Annotated in this window: 25 protein-coding genes; 11 read left to right on the top strand and 14 right to left on the bottom strand. The window is 47.9% G+C overall.

Going from position 1 to position 25185, the window contains the following annotated elements; genetic code table 11:
- Window positions 1-43 precede the first annotated feature (43 nt).
- Both JI741_RS24840 and JI741_RS24835 read right to left on the bottom strand, forming a co-directional pair.
- Window positions 44-1585 (bottom strand): alpha-N-arabinofuranosidase, encoded by a 1542-nt coding sequence (locus tag JI741_RS24840; RefSeq protein WP_202014143.1) that lies wholly within the window; start codon window positions 1583-1585, stop codon window positions 44-46.
- A gap of 172 nt (window positions 1586-1757) precedes the next feature.
- Window positions 1758-2657: a hydroxypyruvate isomerase family protein gene (locus tag JI741_RS24835; RefSeq protein WP_202014142.1), complete on the bottom strand. Its 900-nt coding sequence runs from the start codon at window positions 2655-2657 to the stop codon at window positions 1758-1760.
- Between the two features lie 511 nt (window positions 2658-3168).
- Here JI741_RS24835 and JI741_RS24830 point away from each other — a divergent pair.
- From JI741_RS24830 to JI741_RS24815, 4 genes are all read left to right on the top strand, one after another.
- A complete protein-coding gene (locus JI741_RS24830; protein WP_202014141.1) occupies window positions 3169-3438 on the top strand; it encodes an HU family DNA-binding protein in 270 nt (89 codons plus the stop codon).
- Window positions 3439-3685: 247 nt separating this feature from the next.
- Window positions 3686-4108 (top strand): OsmC family protein, encoded by a 423-nt coding sequence (locus JI741_RS24825; protein WP_202014140.1) that lies wholly within the window; start codon window positions 3686-3688, stop codon window positions 4106-4108.
- 232 nt (window positions 4109-4340) lie between these two features.
- Window positions 4341-5618, top strand: coding sequence for an acetyl-CoA C-acetyltransferase (locus tag JI741_RS24820; RefSeq protein ID WP_202014139.1), 1278 nt, complete (start codon window positions 4341-4343; stop codon window positions 5616-5618).
- A gap of 111 nt (window positions 5619-5729) precedes the next feature.
- On the top strand, window positions 5730-7067 hold the full coding sequence (locus tag JI741_RS24815) for an AGE family epimerase/isomerase (protein WP_202014138.1): 1338 nt from the start codon (window positions 5730-5732) through the stop codon (window positions 7065-7067).
- A gap of 225 nt (window positions 7068-7292) precedes the next feature.
- Here the strand turns inward: JI741_RS24815 and JI741_RS24810 are convergent, their stop codons facing one another.
- Entirely contained in the window at window positions 7293-7913 is a 621-nt protein-coding gene (locus JI741_RS24810; protein WP_202014137.1) for a hypothetical protein, read from the bottom strand.
- A gap of 1053 nt (window positions 7914-8966) precedes the next feature.
- On the opposite strand from JI741_RS24810, the gene JI741_RS24805 reads away from it, so the two are divergent.
- The 3 genes from JI741_RS24805 to JI741_RS24795 all read left to right on the top strand — a co-directional run bounded on the left by JI741_RS24805 (window position 8967) and on the right by JI741_RS24795 (window position 11026).
- Window positions 8967-9776 carry a hypothetical protein gene (locus tag JI741_RS24805; protein ID WP_202014136.1) on the top strand — a complete coding sequence of 270 codons (810 nt, stop codon included), beginning with the start codon at window positions 8967-8969 and terminating at the stop codon, window positions 9774-9776.
- Between the two features lie 102 nt (window positions 9777-9878).
- Window positions 9879-10307, top strand: coding sequence for a hypothetical protein (locus JI741_RS24800; protein WP_202014135.1), 429 nt, complete (start codon window positions 9879-9881; stop codon window positions 10305-10307).
- 167 nt (window positions 10308-10474) lie between these two features.
- Window positions 10475-11026, top strand: a complete 552-nt coding sequence (locus JI741_RS24795) for a hypothetical protein (RefSeq protein ID WP_202014134.1) — start codon at window positions 10475-10477, stop codon at window positions 11024-11026.
- A gap of 58 nt (window positions 11027-11084) precedes the next feature.
- Here JI741_RS24795 and JI741_RS33130 read toward each other — a convergent pair whose 3' ends face one another.
- From JI741_RS33130 to JI741_RS24760, 8 genes are all read right to left on the bottom strand, one after another.
- Window positions 11085-11243, bottom strand: coding sequence for a zinc ribbon domain-containing protein (locus JI741_RS33130; protein ID WP_369411858.1), 159 nt, complete (start codon window positions 11241-11243; stop codon window positions 11085-11087).
- 750 nt (window positions 11244-11993) lie between these two features.
- The gene (locus tag JI741_RS24785) at window positions 11994-12611 is read right to left on the bottom strand and encodes a hypothetical protein (protein ID WP_202014132.1); all 618 of its coding nucleotides are present in this window, start codon (window positions 12609-12611) and stop codon (window positions 11994-11996) included.
- 5 nt (window positions 12612-12616) lie between these two features.
- Entirely contained in the window at window positions 12617-13126 is a 510-nt protein-coding gene (locus JI741_RS24780; protein ID WP_202014131.1) for an RNA polymerase sigma factor, read from the bottom strand.
- Between the two features lie 159 nt (window positions 13127-13285).
- The gene (locus JI741_RS24775) at window positions 13286-15460 is read right to left on the bottom strand and encodes a TonB-dependent receptor (RefSeq protein ID WP_202014130.1); all 2175 of its coding nucleotides are present in this window, start codon (window positions 15458-15460) and stop codon (window positions 13286-13288) included.
- Window positions 15461-15532: 72 nt separating this feature from the next.
- Entirely contained in the window at window positions 15533-15838 is a 306-nt protein-coding gene (locus tag JI741_RS33125) for a DUF6660 family protein (protein ID WP_369411853.1), read from the bottom strand.
- 196 nt (window positions 15839-16034) lie between these two features.
- The gene (locus JI741_RS24770; RefSeq protein ID WP_202014129.1) at window positions 16035-16565 is read right to left on the bottom strand and encodes a lipocalin/fatty acid-binding family protein; all 531 of its coding nucleotides are present in this window, start codon (window positions 16563-16565) and stop codon (window positions 16035-16037) included.
- 1 nt (window position 16566) lies between these two features.
- Window positions 16567-17184, bottom strand: a complete 618-nt coding sequence (locus JI741_RS24765; protein WP_202014128.1) for a class I SAM-dependent methyltransferase — start codon at window positions 17182-17184, stop codon at window positions 16567-16569.
- Between the two features lie 841 nt (window positions 17185-18025).
- Window positions 18026-18886 (bottom strand): alpha/beta hydrolase, encoded by an 861-nt coding sequence (locus JI741_RS24760; protein WP_202014127.1) that lies wholly within the window; start codon window positions 18884-18886, stop codon window positions 18026-18028.
- Window positions 18887-19129: 243 nt separating this feature from the next.
- Here JI741_RS24760 and JI741_RS24755 point away from each other — a divergent pair, with 243 nt between their 5' ends.
- On the top strand, window positions 19130-20245 hold the full coding sequence (locus JI741_RS24755) for a serine hydrolase domain-containing protein (RefSeq protein ID WP_202014126.1): 1116 nt from the start codon (window positions 19130-19132) through the stop codon (window positions 20243-20245).
- A gap of 181 nt (window positions 20246-20426) precedes the next feature.
- Here the strand turns inward: JI741_RS24755 and JI741_RS24750 are convergent, their stop codons facing one another.
- Both JI741_RS24750 and JI741_RS24745 read right to left on the bottom strand, forming a co-directional pair.
- Window positions 20427-20903, bottom strand: a complete 477-nt coding sequence (locus JI741_RS24750) for a cyclophilin-like fold protein (RefSeq protein ID WP_236676263.1) — start codon at window positions 20901-20903, stop codon at window positions 20427-20429.
- Between the two features lie 19 nt (window positions 20904-20922).
- Window positions 20923-22107: an NAD(P)-dependent alcohol dehydrogenase gene (locus JI741_RS24745; protein ID WP_202014125.1), complete on the bottom strand. Its 1185-nt coding sequence runs from the start codon at window positions 22105-22107 to the stop codon at window positions 20923-20925.
- A gap of 474 nt (window positions 22108-22581) precedes the next feature.
- On the opposite strand from JI741_RS24745, the gene JI741_RS24740 reads away from it, so the two are divergent.
- On the top strand, window positions 22582-23466 hold the full coding sequence (locus JI741_RS24740) for a helix-turn-helix domain-containing protein (RefSeq protein ID WP_202014124.1): 885 nt from the start codon (window positions 22582-22584) through the stop codon (window positions 23464-23466).
- 32 nt (window positions 23467-23498) lie between these two features.
- Window positions 23499-24056 carry a sugar O-acetyltransferase gene (locus JI741_RS24735; protein ID WP_202014123.1) on the top strand — a complete coding sequence of 186 codons (558 nt, stop codon included), beginning with the start codon at window positions 23499-23501 and terminating at the stop codon, window positions 24054-24056.
- A 35-nt stretch (window positions 24057-24091) separates the two neighbouring features.
- On the opposite strand, the gene JI741_RS24730 is transcribed toward JI741_RS24735, so the two are convergent.
- Window positions 24092-24685 carry a dihydrofolate reductase family protein gene (locus JI741_RS24730; RefSeq protein WP_202014122.1) on the bottom strand — a complete coding sequence of 198 codons (594 nt, stop codon included), beginning with the start codon at window positions 24683-24685 and terminating at the stop codon, window positions 24092-24094.
- A gap of 311 nt (window positions 24686-24996) precedes the next feature.
- On the opposite strand from JI741_RS24730, the gene JI741_RS24725 reads away from it, so the two are divergent.
- Window positions 24997-25170, top strand: a complete 174-nt coding sequence (locus JI741_RS24725; RefSeq protein ID WP_202014121.1) for a hypothetical protein — start codon at window positions 24997-24999, stop codon at window positions 25168-25170.
- The last annotated feature ends 15 nt before the right edge of the window (window positions 25171-25185 follow it).

Below are 25185 nucleotides of genomic sequence, written 5' to 3'. Positions count from 1 at the left end.
ATCAAAAAAAAGAATCGCCGGGCTCCGCCCGGCGATTCTTTTTTTACTTCGCCAGTGTGATCATCACCACCGACTTCGCCGGAACTTTCAGCGAGATGGATTCGCCTGATTTTTTGGTGCCTGCAAAGGGGGCAGGTTTCAGGGCGTTGGGTTTTTCGAACGTGTTGTGGTCGGTATATTTTTCGCTGGTCAGGATTTGGGCCGATGCTTTCAGGGCTTGGGTGCCCGCGATGTCGATTTGCAAATCCTGGGCGTTTGTGGGGTCGATGTTCACTACGGAAATGTGGATGTTGCCGTCTTTGTCTCTGGAGGCAGAGGCGTTGAGGGCGGGGAGTTTGTCGTTGCCCAACACATAGTCTTTGGTGCGGAGCACGAGGGGAATCAACGTGGCTTCCTGGTGCACCTGATACAAGTCGTAGATGTGATAGGTTGGCGTGAGCAGCATCTTCTCTTTGTCGGTGAGGATGAGGGCTTGCAACACGTTCACAGTTTGGGCCAGGTTCGACATGCGCACGCGGTCGCTGTGGTTGTTGAAGATGTTGAGGGTGGAGGCGGCAATGAGGGCGTCGCGGAGACTGTTTTGCTGGAAGAGGAAGCCGGGGTTGGTGCCGGGCTCAACGTCGGTCCAGATGCCCCATTCGTCAACGGCCAGGGCTACACGTTTTTCGGGATCGTATTGGTCCATCACGGCGCTGTGGCGGCTCACCAATTCTTCCATGTGCAGGCACGATTTCATGGCCGAGAAATATTCGTCTTCGCCAAACGCTGTGGCGGAGCCTTTGCTGGCCCAGGTTTTAGGAATGGTGTAGTAGTGCAGCGAGATGCCCCACATCATGTTAAGGGGAACGTTCTTCATGAGGGTTTCGGTCCAGTGGTAGTCGCCCGAGTTGGCGCCGCCGGCAATCTTCATCAGCTTGGCGTCGCCATAGTTGCGGGCATAGGTGGCATAGCGCCGATATTGGTCGGCATAGAACTCGGCCGTCATGCTTCCGCCGCAGCCCCAGTTTTCGTTGCCCACACCCCAGAAGCGTACTTTCCAGGGTTTGTCGTGGCCGTTCTTCTTGCGCAGGTCGGCCATGGGGCTAACGCCGTCGAAGTTCAGATACTCCACCCACTTCGACATTTCTGCCACGGTGCCGCTACCCACGTTGCCGCAGATGTAGGGTTCGGTGCCCAGCATCTCGCACAAGTCCAGAAACTCGTGTGTGCCAAAGCTGTTGTCTTCGGTCACGCCGCCCCAGTTGGTGTTCACCATCTTGGGGCGTTCGCTGCGCAGGCCAATGCCATCGTTCCAATGGTATTCGTCGGCAAAGCAGCCGCCGGGCCAGCGCAGGTTGGGGATTTTTATTTTCTTCAGCGCGTCCACAATGTCGGTGCGGATGCGGCGTGTGTTGGGAATGGTCGAGCCTTCGTCAACAAAATATCCGCCATAGATGCAATGCCCCAGGTGTTCGGAGAAGTGACCGTAGATATGTTTGCTGATGATGTTCTTGCTGTATTCGGGGTTCGCCACAATGCGGTTTGCCGGTTGTGCAAACAGCGCGACCACCGAGAGGGTCAGGATGAGTGTGAGGAAGTGCTTCATTGTTGTGTTTTTGTTTGATGGGTGGAATGGATGTTTGGGTAAATAAAATTTGGGTATACTTCAAAAACGAAACGGCCATAGGCTTCCGCGGGATGTTCATGCAACTCCCGGTGGCGCTGCTTGTGCAGTCCCGTTGGTTTAATCGCTCATGTGAATGCGTGTGGGCCTTCGGTTACCCTACGTCGCAAATCAAAACGCCTTGTTTCAGGGAGGCGATTTTGTCCTGGCGTTTCGGGATGAACTCCTGGGCTACGTAGCCTTTGAAGCCTGTTTGCACAATGGCTTTCATGATGGCGGGGTAGTTGAGTTCTTGTGTGTCGTCTATTTCGTTGCGGCCGGGAACACCGCCGGTGTGATAGTGCGAGATGTATTTCTGATATTTCTGGATGGTGGCAATCACGTCGCCTTCCATGATCTGCATGTGATAGATGTCGTAGAGCAACTTGAAGCGCTCGGAGCCTACCTGATCGCAGAGGGCGGCGCCCCACGGGGTGCGGTCGCATTGATAGTCGGGGTGATTCACTTTGCTGTTGAGCAGTTCCATCACCATGGTGACTTTATATTTTTCGGCGATAGGCATGAGACGCTTCAACCCGATGGCACAGTTCTCTATTCCTTTTTCGTCGGCAAGGCCATTGCGGTTTCCGGAGAAACAGATGATCTGGTTAAGACCTGCGGCGGCAGCGAGGGGAATCACTTCGCTATAGCTTTTCACCAGCTCGTCGTGCAGGGCGGGATTGTTGAACCCTTCGCCAATGCCTTTGCCAGCACCCCAGGGCAATGCCGAGGTGAGTCCGTATTTTTTGAGGATGGGCCATTCTTCTGGCCCGGTGAGTTCGATTGACGAGAGGCCGATCTTTTTGGCAGCCTTGCAAAGGTCTTCAAAGGGAATGTCGTTGTAGCACCAGCGGCAAACGGAGTGATTCACTTTGCCTTTCAGGTTCGGTTCCATGACCGCTTCGGCCGCCGACAAGCGATGCGCTAGCGACGTGCCGGCAAGGGCCACGGCAGCAGAGCCCGCAATCTTTTTTATTGCGCCCCTGCGGGAAGAGTTTTCGGATGTGTTTTTCATATACGATCTGGTCTGTAGTTCCGGTCAATGCGAAGGTGGTCGGCGTTTCACGGTCAACCCGGGCTCCTTCTTATTAATTGTTAATTTTACACTATAATTCTGAGATTTACACAGCCTCATCCGTGTTTTTATGCGCGCGGCTCCCTTCCTGTTTTGCGGAGTGGAATGCACTTGATCGCCAATGCTTTAATGACACTACCGAAAATGTTCACAACGTTGATGATGGCAAGCCCTGCCGAAGATGTTGCTGTATTCAAAAAGTTCTGATCGCGCCGTGCATATAAAAATAAGTATCGCATATCCGATCATTTCATGGCGTGAAAGTAAAATAAAATCGTGGCGACGAGTCACGCCGTTCGGCTCTTGTTTTTGCAGTTCTGTCTCCCACAAATCAACACTCAACCCGATGCGGGATAATCGCCTGTGCATTCGCGCAGAAAATAATTTGTGAAGAACAAAAAGCGTCTAAATTTGCGCCCCGTTAACCATCATTAAATCCTTATTTTACACTATGAACAAAGCTGAATTGATCACCAAGATTGCAGAAGAAGCCGGTATCACCAAAGTGCAAGCTTCAACTGCCTTGAGCACATTTTTCGAAGGAGTACAGAAGACGTTGAAAAAAGGTGAGAGACTCACATTGGTAGGCTTCGGCACATTCTCGGTGTCGAAACGTGCTGCGCGCAAAGGCCGCAACCCGTTCACCGGCGAAGCCATCAAAATCAAAGCAAAAAAAGTGGCCAAATTCAAAGCCAGCAAAGAGCTTTCGGGTAAAATATAATACCGCGCTTTTCGGAAAAGCCTCGTAGCCAAAAGCTTCGGGGCTTTTTTTATGCGCCTCCCGCGCAAAAAGACAACATTATCCCTAAAATCTTAATGTGAAATGCTGTGCACCAACACGACGCGATAGCGGTAATTTATTTACCTTCGCTCGCAACACATGGCCGCTCGCCGCGGGTTTCTTTCGACGGTGGCTGCCGACTGTGTAATCGTTAAAAAAGAATCTCAACCAAAATCAAATCAACCCTATGAGCATTAAAAGAAGAGCATCGGCCGTTTGGAACGGCTCCGGCAAAGAAGGCAAAGGCACGGTAACAACACAAAGCACCGTGCTCAACAAAACACAGTATTCGTTCAACACCCGCTTCGCCGATGGCGTTGGCACAAACCCCGAAGAACTCCTCGCCGCGGCACACGCCGGCTGCTTCACCATGAAGATGAGCTTCTCGCTGAACGAAGCAGGCTTCACCGCCGACGAACTCAACACCGACTGCTCCATCACCCTCGACCCTGCCACCGGCACCATCACCAAAGCCGAGCTTGTGTTGAAAGCCAAAGTGCCCGGCATCACCAAAGAAAAATTTGACGCCGCCGCCGCCGACGCCAAAGCCAACTGCCCCGTGTCGAAACTGTTCAAGGCAGAAATCACACTAGACGCCACGTTGGTTTAACACCAGGCCACGCAGGCATAACCCATCCGGAAGCATTGCCGTCGCGATTGATTTTCTTTTTCAATCGCCGACCCATGCTTCCGGATTTTTTATTTGCTGTTCCCCCCCGATGTCGGGGTTAGTTAACGAACCACTCCGGCAACATGAGCGCCCGCTTCTTTCTTCAGGCGGGCTGCGTCACTTTCCATTTCCTTCGCTACGGCTTTCGTTTTTTATGCATTAACTTCCCACTATGTTCAACCTTCAACGCAAAGTGGCTATTGTGGGCGGGCAGCGCATTCCGTTTGTGCGTTCGTTTCGCGAGTATGCCCGCACATCGAACCAGGAGATGCTCACGGCCGCCATGGAGGCGTTGGTGCAGCGCCACAACCTGGGCGGCAAACGTGTTGGCGATGTGGCGCTGGGCGCCGTGATGGCCAACCCCATGGAATGGAACCTGGCCCGCGAAGTGGTGCAGGGCACAAGCCTCAGTGCCCACACACCGGCCTTCAATGCATCGCGCGCCTGCGGCACAAGCCTGGAAACCCTGGGCCTCATGGCCCTGAAAATTGCCGCCGGACAAATTGACTCGGGCATTGCCGCTGGCAGCGACACCAACAGCGACCTGCCCGTGGTGGCACAACGGTCGCTGGCGTGGAAGCTGATGGACCTGAACAACGCGAAGACCCTGGGCCAACGCCTCTCGGTGCTGTCGCGTTTGCGCTTCCGCGATTTCAAACCCTCCTATCCCGACATTGTGGAACCCCAGACCGGGCTTTCCATGGGGCAACACACCGAACTGATGGTGAAAGAATGGGGCATCTCGCGCCTGGCCCAGGACGAGCTTGCGTTTGAAAGTCATGCGAAAGGCGCAAAGGCTTACCGCGACGGTTTTTACAACGACCTTGTTACTCCCTATAAAAACGTGACGCGCGACACCATTCTTCGCGATGACACCACCATGGCCAAGCTTGCCACGCTGAAGCCTGCGTTTGACAAGTCGTCGGCCGGAACACTCACCGCTGGCAACAGCACCTCGTTTACCGATGGCGCCGCCGCCGTGCTGCTGGCCTCCGAAGATTTTGCCGCGCGAAACAACCTAGGCATACAGGCCTACGTGACCGATGTGGAAGCCGCCGCCGTAGACTACGTGAACGGTGCAGGCCTGCTGATGGCGCCCACCCTGGCCGTTGCCCGCATGCTGCAACGCAACAGGCTGACCCTTCAGGATTTTGACTTCTATGAAATTCACGAAGCCTTTGCCGGTCAGGTGCTGTGCACCCTGAAAGCCTGGGAAAGCGCCGACTACTGCAAAGACGAACTGGGCCTCTCTGCCCCGCTGGGCAACATTGACCGAAACAAATTGAATGTGAAAGGCGGCAGCCTGGCACTGGGCCATCCGTTTGGTGCCACGGGTGCGCGCATCGTGGCCACACTGGCCAAGCTGCTGCACGAAAAAGGCAAAGGACGCGGACTCATTTCCATCTGCACCGGTGGTGGCATGGGGGTGGTGGCCATACTCGAAAAATAAAACTGCGTCACAAAACCGCATGTCATCCGTTGACACCGGTCTTGTTATCTTTGCAGCACAACGCCCCGGCACTGCCTATATTCCCCATAGATCTTAACCCGAACACACGCTATGAAAGCTTCCCTCCCGCTCCTGGCCCTGGCGCTTTGTCTCGCCTGCAGCGCGCCGAAAAAAGATCCGCTGCGCGAAAACATTGCCGCGGCCATGGAGAAATCGTTGCGCACGGAAACACTTGACAAGTGGTATCCGCTGGCAATCGACAGCCAATACGGCGGCTTTCTCAGCACCTTCACGTTCGACTTCAAACCCACCGGCGACCAGGACAAAATGATTGTGACACAGGCCCGCCACGTGTGGACCAACGCCAGAGCATCGGAGCGCTATCCCGACGTGGCACAGTATAAAGAAAATGCACATCATGGTTTCCTGTTTTTGCGCGATGTGATGTGGGACAAAACCTATGGCGGCTTTCACACCCTGGTGGATCGCGCCGGTGCCGTGAAGGCGACAGGCCACGAAGAGAAGACGGCCTACGGAAATTCGTTTGGGTTGTATGCCCTGTCGGCCTACTATCATGCCTCGCACGACACCGCCGCCCTGAACCTCGCCAAAAAATGTTTTGCCTGGCTCGAAGCCCACAGCCACGACCCCAACCAGAAAGGATATTTTCAACACCTGAAACGCGACGGCACCGTGATTGTGCGCGACACCACCGTGGCGAGCACCGCAGAGACGGGCTACAAAGATCAGAACAGCTCCATCCATTTGCTGGAAGCACTCACCGAACTCTATTCGGTGTGGCCCGACCCCCTGGTGCACGAACGCCTGCAGGAAATGCTGGTGCTTATTCGCGACACCATTGTGCACCCCAAGGGCTACCTGCAATTGTTCTTCCTGCCCGACTGGACACCCGTGTCGTTTCGCGACTCGTCTGAAGCCTCCATACAAAAACATCACGGCCTCGACCACGTGTCGTTTGGTCACGACATTGAAACAGCCTACCTCATGCTGGAGGCGTCGCACATGGCAGGCAACGAGAACGACACCACCACGCTGCGCATCGCCAAGAAAATGGTTGATCACGCCATCGACAACGGCCTGGACTCAACCGGCGGTTTCTATGACGAAGCCTACTATTTCAAAGACAGGCCCGGCATCACCATTACCCGCGACACCAAAAACTGGTGGGCACAAGCCGAAGGCATGAACACCCTGCTCCTCATGGCCGACCGCTTTCCCGACGACCCACATCACTACTTCGAAAAATTCAAAACCCAGTGGACCTACATCGACACCAACCTCATTGACCACGTGAACGGAGATTGGTTTGAAGCGGGCATAGACAAACAACCCGAAAAGAAAACCGCATTGAAGGGTCACATCTGGAAAGCAACGTATCATCACTATCGCGCTATGGCGAATTGCATGGATGAGTTGCGGAAGCGATAGCGGACTAACAAATGGACTATTCGAAATTTTCCCCGTGAGAACATCCTTACTCTCCCGCAGGAGACTTGGCGTATGGCTACGCACAAAAAAAAGCGCCACCATCTGAAACGGTAGCGCTATTCTTTTTTTTTTTGATGAAATGCCTTTACTGGGCGGGAGTCTCCACCCCCACCCCTTCGCCGCAATTGAATGAAGCGAAGGGGTTGGATGTTGGAGAAAAGAAAATCAGGACACGAAGCGTGTCAGCACGTTCGAATAGACGAGCGTGGGGTGAGCACCGACGGCCGCAATGCGGAAGGCGTATTCTTTGCCGACGGTAAGGTTGTTGATGACGACTGTGCGGGTGGTGGACGCTTGTGTGAACCAAGCGCTGGTGGGTGTGATGGGGGTTTCGGCATACTGAAACAGATAGCTGTCGGCACCGTTGATGCGCTCGATGCCTACACTCATGGAACCTTGATTAGGACCTGTTTCAAGTTTGACGCTGACCGGCTTGGCCAGTATGCCAATGGGTGCCGATGGTTTCCGGATGTCGAAGCCCGAACTGAGCGCCACCGTGGCGTTGTTCTTGCTCGTGAGTTCAACATACATAGCCAACTCGCGCAACACCCGCTCGAGGGCTTCGCGCTTGTCGTTCTTGTTTGAGGTTTGTTCCTTGTTTCCGCTAATCGCCACCGCCAGTGCTGCCTGATAGGCTTTGAGCACAACGTCGAGGTCGGTCAGTGCAGGTGAAGGCGTTAGAAAATTGACATTGCCTGTCATTTTGTTGAAAATGTTTTGGGCAAAGGTGTCCAGCAAGTCGTCTCTGAGACGCGTGAAGCTGATGAGAACTTTTACGATGTTCATAGAATTTTTATTTTTTCCAACCCCTCTGACAACCCGCATGCCACTTCGCCGTGCCAGATTTGGCAACCTCAAAAACCCCATGTATTAAAAATCACCGAAAACATAATCCATGTCCGCACGCATCCGGGCAATCGCAGCACCATGTCTTTCTCAGAAACAAATGTTTGCACGTGCAGGCGGGCGATTTGATTCCGCTCCTATTGCTGTTTGCATCGGCACAAAACAAGTTCACTATGTGGTTTTGCTAACTTGCTTTGCGCGTTTGCAAGTTCACAACAGAGCATTGTAAACTTGCTTTGCGTCTTTGCAAGTTCACAATGAAGCACTGCAAACTTGTTTTGTTTCAGTTCAAGTTCACAAAGGAGGTTTGCAAACTTGTTCTGTTCTATTGTAAGTCTGCAAGGGTGCATTGCGAACTTGTTCTGTCGCGGCACGAACTGTTTTGTGGGGATATTCATTTTGTTCTTAGCCCAACCGATGTTGTCCCCGCTTAATCTCCGCTGCTTCTGTAGAAGAAGAAATTGCCTTTTTCGCGGAGAGAAGCGCCATTGCCTGCAAGGGAAACGGCAATGCCATAAACAGACATTTTTTATCACCCAAAATCGTGGTGTTGGCGCAAACGAAAATGGACGCATCGCAAACGCTCTATAGATGGTATACAAATTTTGCTGCTGCTGCCAAACACGACTGAATGTTTAGACATTCAACAACGGTGTTGAAGCATTGCACAACGCAGATGAAAAACGATGTAAGTTTTTTTGAAGAAGAAAAAGAAAACCTCAAAAATGCGGACTGATAAACAAAGCTCTCCTTTGCTTAAACCCCCAATGTCGGGGGTTGTGAAACTATCATAGCCGACGAAATATCGTTGGGCCGACGATATTTCGTCGGCTGCTCAAAACGGTAGGAGAAAAACAACGCCTGAACGCTGACCTTTCATAACTAAGTTTTAGTTTTATCTTTCAAGCAACGTTCGGTGGCGTGGGGACAATTTACTAATCTAAAAGCCACAGCGTCACACACATAAACGTTAGCGAGGATTAACAAACAGAAATGAGACATCTAATTAATGGTTTGATATTGCTGACATTGACAACTTACTCAATGGGACAAGCACGAACGGAATCAAATAACAAGGACAAGAATAAAAAAAGACGAGTTGAGGTTTTTACTAAGTGGATAAATGAGAACAACATAGTTTTCGGGCGCTTACCAAAAGCTAATCCCAAGGACTTGATTTACGACTGTGACTCAACTCCTATATTGAAACAAATAAAAGGAGATACGATAGTATACTGGACTAAAAGTAGTTGGTACACCACCGGGGGTATTTATTTGGACGACGACATAAAACAGCTCAATAAGCTAATTGAGGAGAAATCATTCGGACTGACCGATTATGTGGAGAAGTTGGACGATCAAGGAAATGTTGTTTTGGCTTCACTATGGCGTGAAGGTTTCAAAATTGAGAATGATTCGCTGTTTCGACTGACCAGTTTTCTAAAAATACCAGAAGACTCTATTACTAAAGCCATTACTAATAGGGATTTCAAGTTGGCTGAAAGATTAGTAAAGGACAATACCTATTTCAAATTTGTGCTAATTTTTCATCCTAACATATTTAAGGACCGGGCTTTTACAACCAATGAAGTTGGCGACAACATAACGCTTGACCATGTGTGGAAGGTAGGTGAAAAAACGTACTACGAAATAAGTTTTAACAGAGATAATTTTGGAACGATGATTAAGTTCCCAATCTACTTGTTTGATGATGAATACAGGTTTCTGAAATATGATGGATGTAATAAATCAGAAATTGATCAATTGACAAAAGACAAGGAAGTGACAGGTAACGCCCGCTGACAAAATGCATGTGCCATTGTGGGGCTTGGTTTAAGTTTTTAATCATATCCTGTCATAACTGTACGTGCAGATTCCGAAAATTCACAGCCCCAATTAAAGCTCATGAAACACCTGATTAATTTTTTCTTTATTGCAAACCTCGCAGTTATCTCTTTTTCGTGTGAGCAGAAAACAGTTGTGAAGCATTTAACATATAATTCTCAAAAGTACTGGAATCTTGTGTATGAGCACCCACTCAAAATTGGTAAGGGCTTGTTAATTAAAGACGATGGCACCTACGAAGTGTTTTATGAAAAGAAAAATGGGGTGCGTCTCAAATATGTGACTAAGTATCTTCCAAAATGGAGCCTTTTGAATGACAGTACCTTTCATTTCGTTGGACAAAACGTCAAATACAAAATTGAGTATTTGAATGAGGACATATTGATATTAAACAACTTGAGTGCAAGGCAGCTAATTATTTACAAAGTATCAAAGGATCAAATTTCATCTTTGACACCAGACACATCGGATCACTCCTATGACCTATAATTTCCGCCCGATGGGCATATCCCAAATTTTTTTTTGTGTGCGTCAGCTGCATTATCGGTTCTTAACGGTTGGACTATTAAATTTCGTCAGCGATGTTAGATAAGGATATATTTAGCAAGACGTGTCTAGGTGTAAACGTTAGAGACAAAGCCGACAACCCGAAAACGATGAGATCATTTGTATTACTTATTCTGGTATTTTTCACTTTATCCTGTGCTACAGAAAATCACTACTACAGAAAGTCACTGACCAAGGCAGACAAAATTTACCTAAACGCCAACGGCACCCTCATCAAAAACTTTTCCGGAAAGGCAAACTGGTATAGACAGTATTGGACCGGCAATCTTTTGGTAAGGAAAAATGAAAGTGGCCTTGTCATTAAAGAAGTTGGCGAATGGCGACAAACATCAAAAGACGGACAGGAACTATACACGATCACAAATTTCGATCGGTTCGGCTACCTCGTCGATGAAGACATTTTAGGCGATGCAGGAATGCCACCAACGGGCGAGACCCGATGCAGAAAGGATACTGTTAACGGACAAATACGCCTTATCTGTGACTACACAAACAGATACCGCAATGGGCAGCTCAAAGAAAAGGGCAAAAGAATACTTATCAATGACAAAGGAGGCAAGGAAGGCAAGTGGGAGTATTATACTGAAGCAGGGATTTTAGAAAAAGTAATAACCTACGTCAACGACAAGCCCGTTAATTAATATCCAACAGCCGTCACCCCCCCAGGGCAGTGTGCAGTTTAGTGCCGCTGCATTAACTTCAACCTAATCGAATTCCACAGTCGGGACAGATTTTGTCGCGGGGTTCTATCGCGTGTCCGCAGGCGTCGCATCTAGCGGCATCGGAAATCCATGCTTGTTGCTCTTTCGAAACCGTGGGTGGTTCGTGTTCCTGGATGTCTGCTAGTGTGGACCGCATAAGCCGGTTGCAACGGAGTATGGTAATGACCACGTTGAGGCCATAGAACAATGCGTTTTGAATTAGAAATATGATTATTTTTTCACCAATACTTCCGCTCCAGATGTAAAAGACGGGCAGGCTTAATAACAGGGAAATAACAAATAGTTCTGTGAAATTAATTCTATACTTCAGCACTATGTCTGTGCCTTTTTCTTTTAGCGTTATTTCGATGAATGTTATTGTTTTCAACAAATTCCAGTTCCAAACAAACCTGAACATGCCACCCGAACCAGAGGGTGTCGTTTGTTCGACGACGCTCCGTGGGCTTCATTCCGCCAATCTTCCGGTCAAGGATGTCGAATGTCTCTTCGATTACCAGTTGCCTATCACGGCTTGTCAAAAAGACGATCGAATTTGAATAGGCTAGTATGCTCTTCATAAGCAATGCAATGTGTTGAGACATCTTGAATTGCCGCGAAGTAACAAAAGAGACGTAACTATTCCAAAAGCCCCATAGCAGCCGACTTCCAAGAGATGAAACTCCTGCTCAATTGCCGGGTTCCCACCTGGCAATTGAAAAATATCATTAAACCATATTCGCGCCACAGCACAAACTACCTCGAGCTTCTTACTTAATTGGCGCGCGAAGTACACGCTGAATCGGATGATGCGCCCTGTGCGCCATGAACGTGCATGCGTCGAGGAGATGCGAGCGTGGCGCAAGTACACGATGGGTAGTCTCGAAATCGTCGGGTGGAACCCGACGATTCATAACGACGTCTTTTCGAACGTTAAGATTTCGGCGAGATGAGATTCTGCTGCCTTCAGCTCCCGGTCATATACTTTATAGATGTAGCGAGAAAAAAGGACCATCACAACAACAACCACAACATCCAATACAACTAAAGCAATTAAATATTGCGTATTGTCATACACATCCATCCCAAAAATCTTTCTCAAACACAACGGAAGCAACGTGAGAAACCACACGATCACAATGGACGTATCGTATTTCTTTGCACGGGCTGTATGAATTCTGAATTTGCATATTGATTTTTGGAATTCTACAATTGAAATCTTGAAATAATCCTTTGGCTCTTCAATGGATAGATGATGCACAAATGACCAAAGCATGGCTGCGGCGCCAATCAGCAGCGGGATGCTGTATTGATATTCATGCCACACAAACAGTGCACAAACGACGGAGATCAAACTATAGACAAGCGCAAGGTTTCTTCCCCACAGGGAAACATTCAAAAACGAAAGGAATCCGTTCACCACGTTCTCCAACTTCATTTCTCCAATAACCTTCTCGTTCAGGTTAATCCTGTTGCTTAATTTATCAGCATCTTCATTCCAGAAGGCCTTGAGGTCGTTCAGTTCCATAATTTTTAGTTTGGCGTAGTTGAAAAATTCTGTTTCAGTAAATTCTTTATGCGATGCATCTTGGTGCCTACATTCGATTCTGATATGCCCAATATGTCGGCGGTTTCTTTGTGGCTGTGTCCTTCCAGATGCAGAATGATAACGGCCTTATTGAGTTTATCCAGTTGATTGATGAATGTGTGCAGGCGTTGCGTGCGCTCAGACATGATCTCGTCTTGGCCCTCGTCGGCCATTTTGAAAATAGACACATCAAGTGACTCGCGCCCGTCGGTGTGCTTTTTCTCTTTCCGATAGTGCGAAATGGCAACATTCAAACAGACTTTATAAAGCCATGTTGACAACCGATAGTTGCTGTCGTAGTTTTTAAGGGATTGCCATAGTTGAATCAACATCTCCTGTTCCAGATCTTTCCGATCGTCGGGATCGCTACAGTATGTGTAAACTATCTTGTAGATTATTCTTCTATTCTCCCGTATGATGCGTATAAATTCTTCCTTATCGATGGTTGTGTTCACGCTTTGATTTGATTGCGTTATGTTATTCGCAAGAAATGACTAAAAATCACAAAAAGTCAGGACTTTTTTCTTTCAAACGCCGATTGGGGACTGGTTTGGCTGTTCGGTCCGAGCCGTATAGATTAAGGAGGGAACCAATGTCCCTCCTTTTTAACAATGCTACAATGAAATTTTCACACCACCGTTCACAACAAAACCATCTACCGGGGCATAGATGTCTCTGAAGACGGGGTTGGTTATGGTTCCTGTGTAGATGGAGTCGAAGCGTGTCTGACGGGTATCGGTGAAATTTTCGAAGTTGACGTATACAGAAAGGTGTTCCCAGATCTTTTCAATCATCAATCCACAGATCCAATATTCCTTGCCTGTTGTGCCGTCGCTAAGTTTCTGGGGACTGAAATAGTAAGCCTCCAATCCCACCTTCCATTTTTCTTCCACTTCATACATCAGCACGTTGTTTAACCGGTGCTTTGCCGTGAGGGGGTTTTGAGCGACAATGCCTTCATTGTGAATTTTTGTATCGGTGTAGGTGTAGCCAATGAACAATTTGAAATCTGCATAGTCTAATTTCACATTGGTTTCCGTGCCTTTGCTGTCGGTGTAGCCGGTTAAATTCACAAATTCATAGTCGCCCGATTGCAACGGTGCCAGAAACAAAGGATCGTTCAGGTAGGTATAGAAGAAAAGCTGATTAATACTCAATCCAACTGCGCCATCGGAAAAGGAGGTTTTATAGTTAAAGTCCCAATTCGCACCATATGATCGCTCCAGCTTGTTTGTCGATGACAAAACCGGACGCACGTTTCTATATTGTATGCGTTCGCTTTCCTCGGTGAAGATTGTCGGTGCCTTATATCCCAAACCACCTCCCAGTCGTGATGAGAAAGCTAACGAGGGCTTATACAACAGCGACACGCGTGGCAGCAACGAAAAGCCATAGTCAATCACATAGTCGCCTCGCAAACCTGACTCGAGTCTGAATGCCTCAGACAATTTCGCATTGTTCTGCACAAAGGCTCCCATAGTTGTCTGGTCATAATCGCGCAAGGGCGTTGCCGTTGTTCTATTCTCCGAAAACGTATCTGTCCAAAGGTTTACGCCGCCAATCCACTCACTGTTTTCGCGATTGGAAACATAATTCAGTTCGGTGAACGTACTGTTTTGCACACCGTCGAAGGTATATCCGGGGGTATTGATAAGACGTTTAAAATGATTGATGCTGTTTTTAACGTTCAACTTGTTCTGTGCATTAAACAGATGTGTGTATGACACCTGTGTTGAAAAACGGTCGGAGTTATTTTCTTCAAAATAACTATGTGTGTTGTCGCCCTTTCCGTCAATGTAAAGCATGTCGCCGCCGATACGGTCTTCCGTATTAAAATTTAATCCAACGTCGAGTTTGTTTTTAGCATTTAGTTCGAAAAACAGTTTGGGATTAATGGTGTAGCGCTCGAATTTCGGAATGGCCGTTAAGTCAATGTTCGCAGGGTCGTAGGCTGCATTGGTATTCCTTGATAAGAACAAGGTTACACCAACTTTCCCCAGTTGTTGTCCATAAAAACCATTGAGGTCAAGTCCTTTTGCCGAGGTGCCATTTGCCCACAATCGAAGTTCGCGTTCCTCGGTTGGCCGCTTGCTGATCAGGTTGACGAGGCCCGCAATGGCGCCGCCGCCGTAGAGTGTGGACGAAGATCCTTTGATGACCTCAACTTGTTTTAAATCGAGCGGAGGAGTTTGCAGTAAACCAAGTCCGCCCGAAAAACCGGCATAGAGGGGGAAGCCATCTTTCAAAATCTGCGTATAGCGACCATCCAATCCCTGAATGCGGATGGAGGCATTTGCCGATGTGGCCGAGGTTTGCTGGGTTTGGATGCCGGTGCTTTCATTGAGCAACATGCGGATGTCGCCCGGCTTCATATTTCCCTTCTCTTCAAGCTCTTCGCCAGCAATAAATTCAACCCGCGTGGGAATGTCGGCAATCGTTCTGCTGCTTCGCGTAGAAGAAACCACGATCTCTTCCAATTCTTCTTCCGAGGGCTGCAGGCTAATTTCCATGGGCTCCTGCGAACTCCGCGGGAAGGTGACCGCAATGGACTGGCTTTCATAGCCAACAAAGCTAAACTCAATGATATGTTCGCCATCGGGCACATTGGCTATCTGAAGCACGCCCTGCTCGTTGGCCGTTGCGCCGAGTGACAAGCTTTTGATGTTGGCCGTTGCTCCGGGCAAGGCTTCCGATGATTCTTTTGCCTTTATTAAAGCTTTGAACGTGTTTTGGCTATAGGCCGACGAAAATATAAATACACTAATAACTATACCTATGATGATTCGCATAGAAACATTTTATGATTGTGATAGAATAGGAAACTCTCCCCACAGAAGGTTGAGGGAGAAAGAGATCTAAAACTATCCCAGCTTTGGCGGCTGCCAGATCGGAACAATTACGGAAGGGACGAACCCAATCCGATAGCCTGAATTTTCGGACACAACATTTCTGAAATCCAGAACATTGTCGAAAGAAGGCGTGTAGAGAACGTGCACTGCGCAACAGGCGCTTACACAGAAGGGTGAACACAAATCGGCCTCGTCGTTGTGAGACGGCTCCCGATCTTCCTGGCCGGCCAGACAAGCGTCGTTTTTGCACTCGTCATAGCAAGGATACACAGACAGTGCAGCGATGTATAGCGCAAATATGACGTGGACCAGTTTCACGTCATAAATCTAAGCATTGATCTTGTTTATCCTGCAGATATGACATGTTTCAATTGAAATTCAAGTTTTTCTCACCCCGGAACCCGACCTAACTCAACCATATTGCCACATTTCCGCCGCGTTTGGACTTTGAACTACTAAGGCAAAGGACGGGCTACGCTACCCCTATTTTCAAACTTCGCAGCGTTTAAGCACTTCACTTAACACGCTTTAGTATCGCCTTAGAATATAGCTCGAAATCCTTTCCAGGTTCTGCGAGTTCAAATGTTTCTTTAAACTCATTCAAATTCACGATCTCATAAGATTCCTTTGCTCTGAAACCGGCAGGAATGTTTTCGATACTTTCTGAAATGAACACAATGGTTTTGCCGTCGGGTGAAATGGACTCGATCTTAAATTGATTTACAAACCCTTCGATATGAAACTGCCGTAGAACAAACGTCTTCCGGCCTTTATCGTAACTGATGAACCCGTGATCTTCGTGAACCTCTCCCTTGGGATTTTCTTTTGACGGCGGATAGGTTGACCTGTTCTTTATTTCTATAAACTTCTTGTTCAGAACAAATTCATAACTCCGCTCGTAAGTGCCCTTGCCGGGTTGCCCTTCTGAGGTGCCCTTCCATTTTCCAATCATGCTTTTAAAAGGAAGCCAAACACTGTCCTGCTTCGTCATTTGACCGTAAATGGCAACAGGACTAAGAAGAAAAATGAGTAGTAACTTTTTCATATTAAGCTGCTTTTTTAAAACTGCAAAACAAAAAATTCTGGGTTGTTTTGAAAGGCGTGATATGATCTTCCGTGAGGCACCTGATTTTTTTGAAATGATAGCGCAACGTTTTTTCAAGTTCCGCCTCAGAATATTGTTTGATCTCAAGACCACTGCATTTGGTTGGTCCGTTCTCAGAAAAAGTGCCGATCGCCATAAAACCTTTTTCATTCACGAAGCTGGCAGCGAGCTCGATGTATTTTTCAATCTGCTCCTTTGTGGTCAGAAAATGAAAAGTTGCCCGGTCATGCCATACGTCAAACATCTGTTCAGGCTTGAATTCTGTAACGTCAGAAACAACCCACCTCACCCTGGCGGCGCGTTCGCCCAACCGCATCTGTGTTTTCGCCAGCGCTTGGGCCGAAATGTCGAGCACCGTTATGTTTGTATATCCTTCATCCAGAAGAAAATCAACCAACTTACTCTCACCTCCGCCAATGTCAATAATGGCAGCGTTTCTGGGGAGGTTATAACCACGTATAAAGTCCAGTGAAGTCTGGGGTACTTCCTGTGTCCAGCTCACCTCGTTTACACCTTTGGTTGAATAGATCTTTTCCCAGTGATCTTTGAATTTTGCCATTGATGAATTTAGCCAGTTTTTCTGACATAACCGACTGATGGGGGAGCTTTGGTGAACAAACGTAGGGGATGCAAAGACGCATGGTCGCGAAGCGCAGACTATGCTACGACCGAATATGATTTAGCCAGCTTTTCCAACATAACCGATTGGAGTGGGAGCTTTGATGAAACAAACGTAGCGGACACAAAGACGCATAGTCGCGAAGCGCAGACTATGCGACGACCACATTGGCATTCCAAAGTTTGTTGAACGCTATTTTGCTCCGGCCGGAGCAGCCTGTTTATAGAAACCATATTATTACGAACTTGGACCCCGGCAGGAGTCGCCTGTTCATAATAAACCCAACGCCCAACATTCACAGTCAATACAACAAGTGACTCCTACCGGAGTCGGTGCCTTTGCCATACGGATTCTATAAACAGGTAGCCCCGCCGGGGCTGAGGAACGGGTCTCATAAGGATTTCATAAAAACATGGTTGCTCAAACGCCGGCATAGTTGCGAAGCACAGACTATGCTTCAACCCGAATGTGAATTATCAATAAAGTTTTGCTCCAGCGGAGCACCCTGTCTATAGAAACCACATCCAAATATTATTGGACTCCGTTAGGAGTCTCCTGCTTTAGAAGAATGGCGCCAAACGCCCAAGCCTTGCGAACGCAATAGGTGACTCCTACGGAGTCCGGCTATTGCAGGTGACGCTTTTCTATAGACAGGTAGCCCCGCCGGGGCTGAGGAATGCAAAGTCTGGCGTCGTCACAAATTTCTGAGACCCCACCGTCATAATGTTTAAAACAATTTCTATTATTCGTAAGAAATTGATTGTCCGAAATCGGTGGTTAGTCAATACTGATGAAACCCATCCGACACAAACGCCAGCACGGTGGGCAGGGCGGTGCGCCAGTAGGTCCAGTTGTGGCCGCCGTCGTGGATGCGGAATTCGTGGGGGATTTCTTTTTTGCGGAGGGCGATGTGCACCAGCGAGTTTCCTTCGAACAGGAAGTCGTCGTCGCCACAGTCGATGTACCAGCGCACGGCTTTCTTCTGGTCGTCGGGCATGGCTTTGATGAGTTCGAGCACGCTTTGGCGTTTGTAGAATGCTTCTATTTCGGCGTCGGTGCCTTTCTGGTTGTTGCGTCGTTCGAGGTAGGCCTTGGTGTCTTCAAGCGACAGCGGTCCGGTGCCAGCGCTTAGCGGGCAGGCCGACATGAACAGTTCGGGATGATGCAGGGCATAGGTGAACGATCCCTCCCCTCCCATGGACAAACCGGCCACGGCGCGATAGTGTTTGTCTTTTTTGATGCGATAGGTTTTCTCCACATAGGGCATCAGTTCCTGAAAGAAAAAGTCTTCATAGCGCCATTCGTTTTTCAGGTCGTTGGCATAGCCGCGCTGGCCGGTGTTGGCATCGGGCATCACAATGATCATGGACGTGGCCTTGCCCTCGGCGATGGCCTTGTCGGTGATGTTGAGCACTTCGCCAAACTGTACCCATCCCGTTTGATCGTCGCCGCCACCATGCAGGAGGTAAAGCACCGGGTAGCTTCGCTGCGAGCTTTCGTAGTCGGGCGGCAGATAGATGGCAAACTTGCGGTCGCCTTTCAGAATTTTGCTGGGCAGGGATAGGTTGTCGTATACTTTGCCGGATTGAGCGAGCAGCATTGTGGGCAAGAACAGGATGCTGGCGAGGAGAAGGTTTTTCATGGTGGCGTTCTGTTGGTTTGGGGAAGATGTGCAATTTGGAATTGCCGCGCCAGGGGAAAGTTATGAACGGTTTCGCAAAAAAAATCTACTATCTTAAGGCCGTCATCGTTAACCCATTCTTTTACGAGAACACCGAAGCAGCGAACTGGATCGCATGAAAGGAGTTCGATAGACAAAGTCATTTGCTGGCCATAACTGCCTGAGACCAAAATACACTACCCACAACAAACACCATCACACAGAATGACAAAGACTATCCTCGCCATACTTTTCACCATACTTATATCAGGTTGCAGCAAATCCATTAAGTCGAGTTCTGAAGCAGAAAGTTTAGATTCTGTTATTTCCAGATTTGAGCGGACGCTTAAAGATGATCTGGCCGAAGACAACATTGACGGCAGCATTTCGGCGGCCATTGTTCAGGACAATAAAATTATCTGGTCAAAGGCCTTTGGCTATTCCGACAGGACATCAAAGACACTTGCCGACACCAGCACCATCTACAGGACCGGTTCAATCACAAAATCGTTTACGGCCTTTTTGCTGATGCAGCTGGTGCAGGAAGGTGTTGTTAACTTGAACGACCCCGTAGAAACTTATCTGCCAGAAGTCAAACAACTGAAAGGCTATTCAGCGTCCACAAAAATCACGCTCCTGCAACTGGCCACACACACTTCCGGCCTTTCGCGTGAGCCCGAACTGGAAGACGCCGCCGCGGGCCCCATAGAGCACTGGGAAGACAAAATTATTGCGTCCATTCCAACCACCTCGTTTGAAGGACAGGTTGGTAAGAACTTCAGCTACTCAAACATCGGCTACGGCATTCTTGGACTATCCTTGTCGCGCGCGGCACACAAACCGTTTATGGAGTTGATTCAGGACAGAATATTTACTGCGTTAAAAATGAACGCTTCCTACTTTAAGGTGCCCGCCAACATGTCGTCGCATGTTGCTGTGGGACTGAACGGAGGTCCTGAAGAACTTGAAACGGAAACACCAAACATGGAACATGCCGGGCGCGGCTATAAGGTTCCCAATGGTGGCATATACTCCACCCCGAATGATCTGGCGAAATTCATTATGGCCATGAGGGGCCATCCGGCTCTGCTTAGCCCGGCCAATTTAAAAATCATGCAAACCAGGGAAGTGTCGGGGATGGATAACTACGGTCTGGGCTTTTTCATAAACAAAGACGGAGACCTTGAGATCGTTAACCACGGCGGTGCGGTTGCTGGCTACACGGCGCAGCTGAGCTTCGACAGGAATGGTAAATTTGGTGTGATCATAATGAGAAATTATAATTTCGGCGAAACAGATTTGCAAGCACGATCAAGTGAACTTCTTAAAGCGTTGCATTGATGGGTACCTGAAAGACACTATCTAATTTGCCAATGGTGCCACAGCACAAGCCGCGTCGAGCTTCACGCTATAGGCGCGCAAAATGCACGTTGAATTAAGGGGCGTGCCCTGTGTGCCATGAACGCGTGTGCGTCAAGGGGGAATGCGAACCTGGCGCATTATCAACGTCCATCGAATCAAATCATTGAAAATCAATCGTAACCGTCACATTTCCCGTGCCTAAGGCCGCAGCCAGACCTGTGGGACTATCTATCCTCCCAAGTTTCGTATAGCTGTAGGATGTTGAAAAGGTTTCGTAAAACAATACGAGTGTGTTAGATCCCCAAAGCATCAAATCGCCAGAATTTATCGTTGTCGGATTCGATGCGCTTGTGGGTAAGTTGCCTGGGAGGCGGAAAAATTTTTCATTTCCGTTCAGCTCTGTCATGTTAATCGTAAATGGCAGCATTGCCTTGAGGGCAGTGGCGGCAGCATTGTCGAGAAGTGTTGCGGAGAACACTTTGTCGCCAACGTGGATTGTAATGGTGTCTTTCATGTGGTCATCATTTTCATCTACAATATCCTGAGCATTGGTTGCCGGAAGCGGACCTTCATTGTCGCAAGCCGTTCCAATCACGAGCGGGAATACAAAGGCGATTATAGCCATTAGATATTTCATGTTCTGTGCTTTTAAACTTTCAAAAAGTTGCTGCATCGATGACGTAGCGATACCTCGCTTGTTTGTTTAATATTTTTCCCCAGGCATCATTGATCTGGTCGGCCTTAATGATCTGGATGTTGGGGAGAATTTTATTGTCGGCACAATAGTGAACCACTTCTTGTGTTTCAGGTATGCCTCCGATTAAAGATGCATTGAAGTTAACGCGGGAATTTGCAAGTCCGATATTACTGAAAGCCACCTGAAATCCAACCGGCATGCCCACCTGTGTAAAAAATCCATTGCGTTTCACCATCGCTGCATAAGACGCCACGTCAAACAGCACCGGGATGGTAGAAATCATATAGTCAAGCTTTCCTTTATAGGGTTTCAACTTCAAAATATCATCAACAACAACAGCCTCTTTGGCGCTGAACGATAAAATGTCTTTCGTTTTGTCGGCTGATGTGGTGAAGGCATAGACATCAGCGCCCTTTGCTACGGCCAGCTTAATGGCCAGGTGTCCGAGTCCGCCAATGCCCGCAACGCCCACCTTATCTCCTCTTCTGAAATTTGCTTTCATTAACGGGGAGTATGTTGTGATGCCCGCACAAAGCAGCGGTGCTGCTTCCTGCAAGCTGATATGATCCGGTATGTGAATGGCGAAATGGTCTTTCACCACGATGTTGTTCGAATAACCTCCCTGTGTGATGCCTGTTGGTGAGGTCTTATCGGCGGCACCGTATGTGAACACTGTAGCGCCGTTGTCACAGAATTGCTCTTCGCCGTGTTTGCAACTTTCACATTGCATGCAGCTATCGACCATGCAGCCTACGCCAGCTTTATCGCCCACTTTAAATTTGGTAACATTTTTACCAATGGCGGTGACAATGCCTGCTATTTCATGACCCGGAACCTGGGGATATTGCTGTGGTACCCAGTCGCCTTTCATCTGGTGTATATCCGAATGGCAGATACTGGCATACTTGATTTCAATTAGAATATCGTTGTCCCCTATGGGTCTCCGCTCAAATTCCCAGGGACTCAATTTTCCGGATGCATCTTTGGCTGCATAACCTTTTGACTTTATGTTTTTAGCCGTGGGGGTTTGCTGTTTTTCCTGGGCAAACATCTGCAGTGGGTTGGCAAGTGCCAGTCCTGCACCTGCCAGCGCAGATTGCTGAATGAACTCCCTTCTTGACGCGTTGCTTCTATCTTTTTTCATAGGTCTTTCCTGGGGTTTAACTGGTTCACCGAATGTTCCAACTTGCCATAATGTTGGTGTTGAATAGTCTGTTTTTGTTATTCAAAGGTCGCCATAGGCCGAGGTGTGCGGATAAAGAAATTCAAACCGATTATTACGAATTTCAAACTTCATCCCTTTCAAGATTTAAAGGCCATGACATGGATGGGGCCTCAAAGGCAAGGTCATTTTGACGGCTTCGGTGATTTTAACCTAACTAATTGCCTTATGAGATTCCGTTTTTGATGGGTCCGAGATCTTCAATTCTTCCGATATTTGATATTCTTAAGTTATGGTTTGAATTTCTTAACCGATAACTTCGTTGAACCAGTGAACTTGCAGCCTTAAATAAAATCAAATGAACAAAATCAGGACTGCAATTCGGCAAGCCATGGATTGGTTGTCGAAGCAAACATCTTTTCCAAATCTATAACGGGATGACAGGTCCCATTCATCATGCAAAAGAAAGAGATCGTGCGCTCCGTATCACCTTTTAACAATGAGCTAAGGCTTAAAGGTTTTAATGTTTTCCAAATCGAGGAAGATTCAAATGCGGTACGGAACTATAGCCGCAAAGATTTTTACAAAATCTGCTTAACAACGGGAGAAAGCATCATTAACTATGCCGACCGTAGTTATGACATGACCGGCACCATCCTGTTTTTTGCCAACCCCAATGTTCCCTATTCCTGGGAAACCCTTTCAAGAAGTTATGTCGGTTATACATGCCTTTTTTCGGAGGACTTTTATAAACCTTCAGATCGCACGGAGAGCCTCCAACATTCGTCACTTTTCAAAATAGGCGGCACGCCAATCTTTAAAATTTCAGAAGAAAAGCGTGAATTCCTCAATGGGATTTTCCGGAACATGATGGTGGAACAAAACACTGACTATGCGTTCAAGGATGACCTTATCCGGAACTACATCAACCTCATTATTCATGAAGCGCTGAAACTCCAGCCTGCCGGGAATTTTGATCAGGTAAAAAATGCCTCGCATAGAATCACAAATGTTTTCCTTGAATTGCTTGAAAGACAATTCCCAATTGAGAGCATTGACCGCCCCTTGCAACTTCGAACCGCGCAGGATTATGCAAACAATTTGAATCTGCATGTCAATTACCTGAACAGGGCCGTGAAAGAGATCACCGGAAAATCAACAACAACGCATATTAGCGAACGCATGGCCAGTGAAGCAAAGGCATTGCTGCTCCACACGAATTGGAACGTGGCCGATATAGGGTACGCTCTCGGTTTTGAATACCCTACTTACTTTAATAACTTCTTTAAGCGAATCACCGGAACCAATCCCCTGGCGATCAGACCTACGGAGGTCTCCTGATCAGTTTAGTAGCAGACTTAAGAACGACACAAATGGACATCTTCAAAAAAATGCTTTCCGGAGGAATAATCCGAAATGACGATCCCGAAATGGCTGAGGCATGGAAGGTTGTGTTTCGGGCACAAGAACTGTCGCCAACACTCAACGCGTCGACCAATGTTGACCAGATGCGCAAACGTTTGAGCGAAATTATCGGAACGCAGATTGATAAGAGTTCAACACTCTTTATTCCGTTTTACACAAACTTTGGTCGACACATAAAAATTGGCAAGAACGTGTTTATCAATCACGCGTGCAGCTTTCTCGACATGGGCGGCATAACCATTGAAGATGATGTGCAGATCGGCCCGAGAACGAACCTGGTCACTGAAAATCATCCCGTAGACCCGTCGATGAGAAAACATCTGGACCTGAAATCAATACTCATCAAACGCAACGTTTGGATAGGTGCCGGGGCGACCATTCTCCCCGGAGTGACCATTGGTGAAAATTCAATTGTCGCAGCAGGCGCAGTGGTTAACAAAGATGTTCCCGCCAATACAATAGTCGGTGGCGTGCCCGCACGTGTCATTAAACAAATTCAGGTTTAAGGCTGATTGAACTAAGCACACTCTTTCCGGCGTATTTACTTCGCCAAATTACCCGTCTCCACATTTCCGGCCCGCTTGTAGTTGGTAATGATCACGCCGGTCGACGTAATGACGCTGCCCACCAATGTGAATGTCGCAGGGATCACGCCACTGTTAAATAACTTTTTCCCGGTGCCCAACGTGAGCGGGTGAATTTTTAGCCTGAGTTCGTCCACGAGGTCATTTTGAAACAACACATCAATGAGTTCGCTACTGCCCCAAACCTGAATGTCGGAGCCCTCCGAATTCTTTATTTTTTTGATGTCGGCAACACTATCGATAAACACTGTGTTTTTCCAATCCGATTTTTTCACGGTTCGGGACATCACGTATTTTGTGCCATCGTTAATGCCCGGCCAGAAGTCTGCATGCTTTGGCCAATAGTCGGCCCAGATGTCGAATGTTTTTCGGCCCAACAGATAGTCTGCCGGTTTCAGTTCTTCGCGCACAATTTTGCTGTAGGCTTCGTCGCCATAGGGAGCCGTCCAGCCACCATGTTTAAATTTTCCCGATGTGTCTTCTTCGGGACCACCGGGTGCTTGCATCACACCATCCAGGGTGATCATCGATAGAACAATTATTTTTCTCATCGTAATGTGTTTGCCGTTTTCAACTTCGCTTTCCTATAGTTGCTTCTAGTCGTCAGGTTGTAAAAACTTCTTCGAAGCCATCTGCATACGAATATACGCGCAACTGATTGGTTTCTTTAAAATAAGCTCGCGATTTTATTTCAAGAATCCGGAATTTCCCGTGGAATGGGTTAGGGCTCCCAACAATAGCGGTTGATTTCGTAAGCATTATCATAGTGTTACCACTTTGATTACACAACCCACAACCGAAAAATAAAATCTAAATTGAAATACTCAGATGTCATTCAGAACTTAACTAAAACAACACAACCATGGTAGATGGAAAAACAATTGACCAGCTCCGGCAAGATCTTGATTCGCTTCGAAGCGAGGTGAAGCGGTTAACACAAATTGTTTCGGTGCTCGAACAAAAAACGGCTGCTATCGATGCACTGGACATTGAAAAACTTCAAGCCCTTATTGAAGGAATTAAACCCAAAAAGTAGTTGTCGACCAAACAG

It is taken from the genome of Chryseolinea lacunae (genome assembly GCF_016735595.1).
Classification (GTDB): Bacteria; Bacteroidota; Bacteroidia; order Cytophagales; family Cyclobacteriaceae; genus Chryseolinea; species Chryseolinea lacunae.
This window is presented reverse-complemented; position numbering and strand designations above follow the sequence as displayed.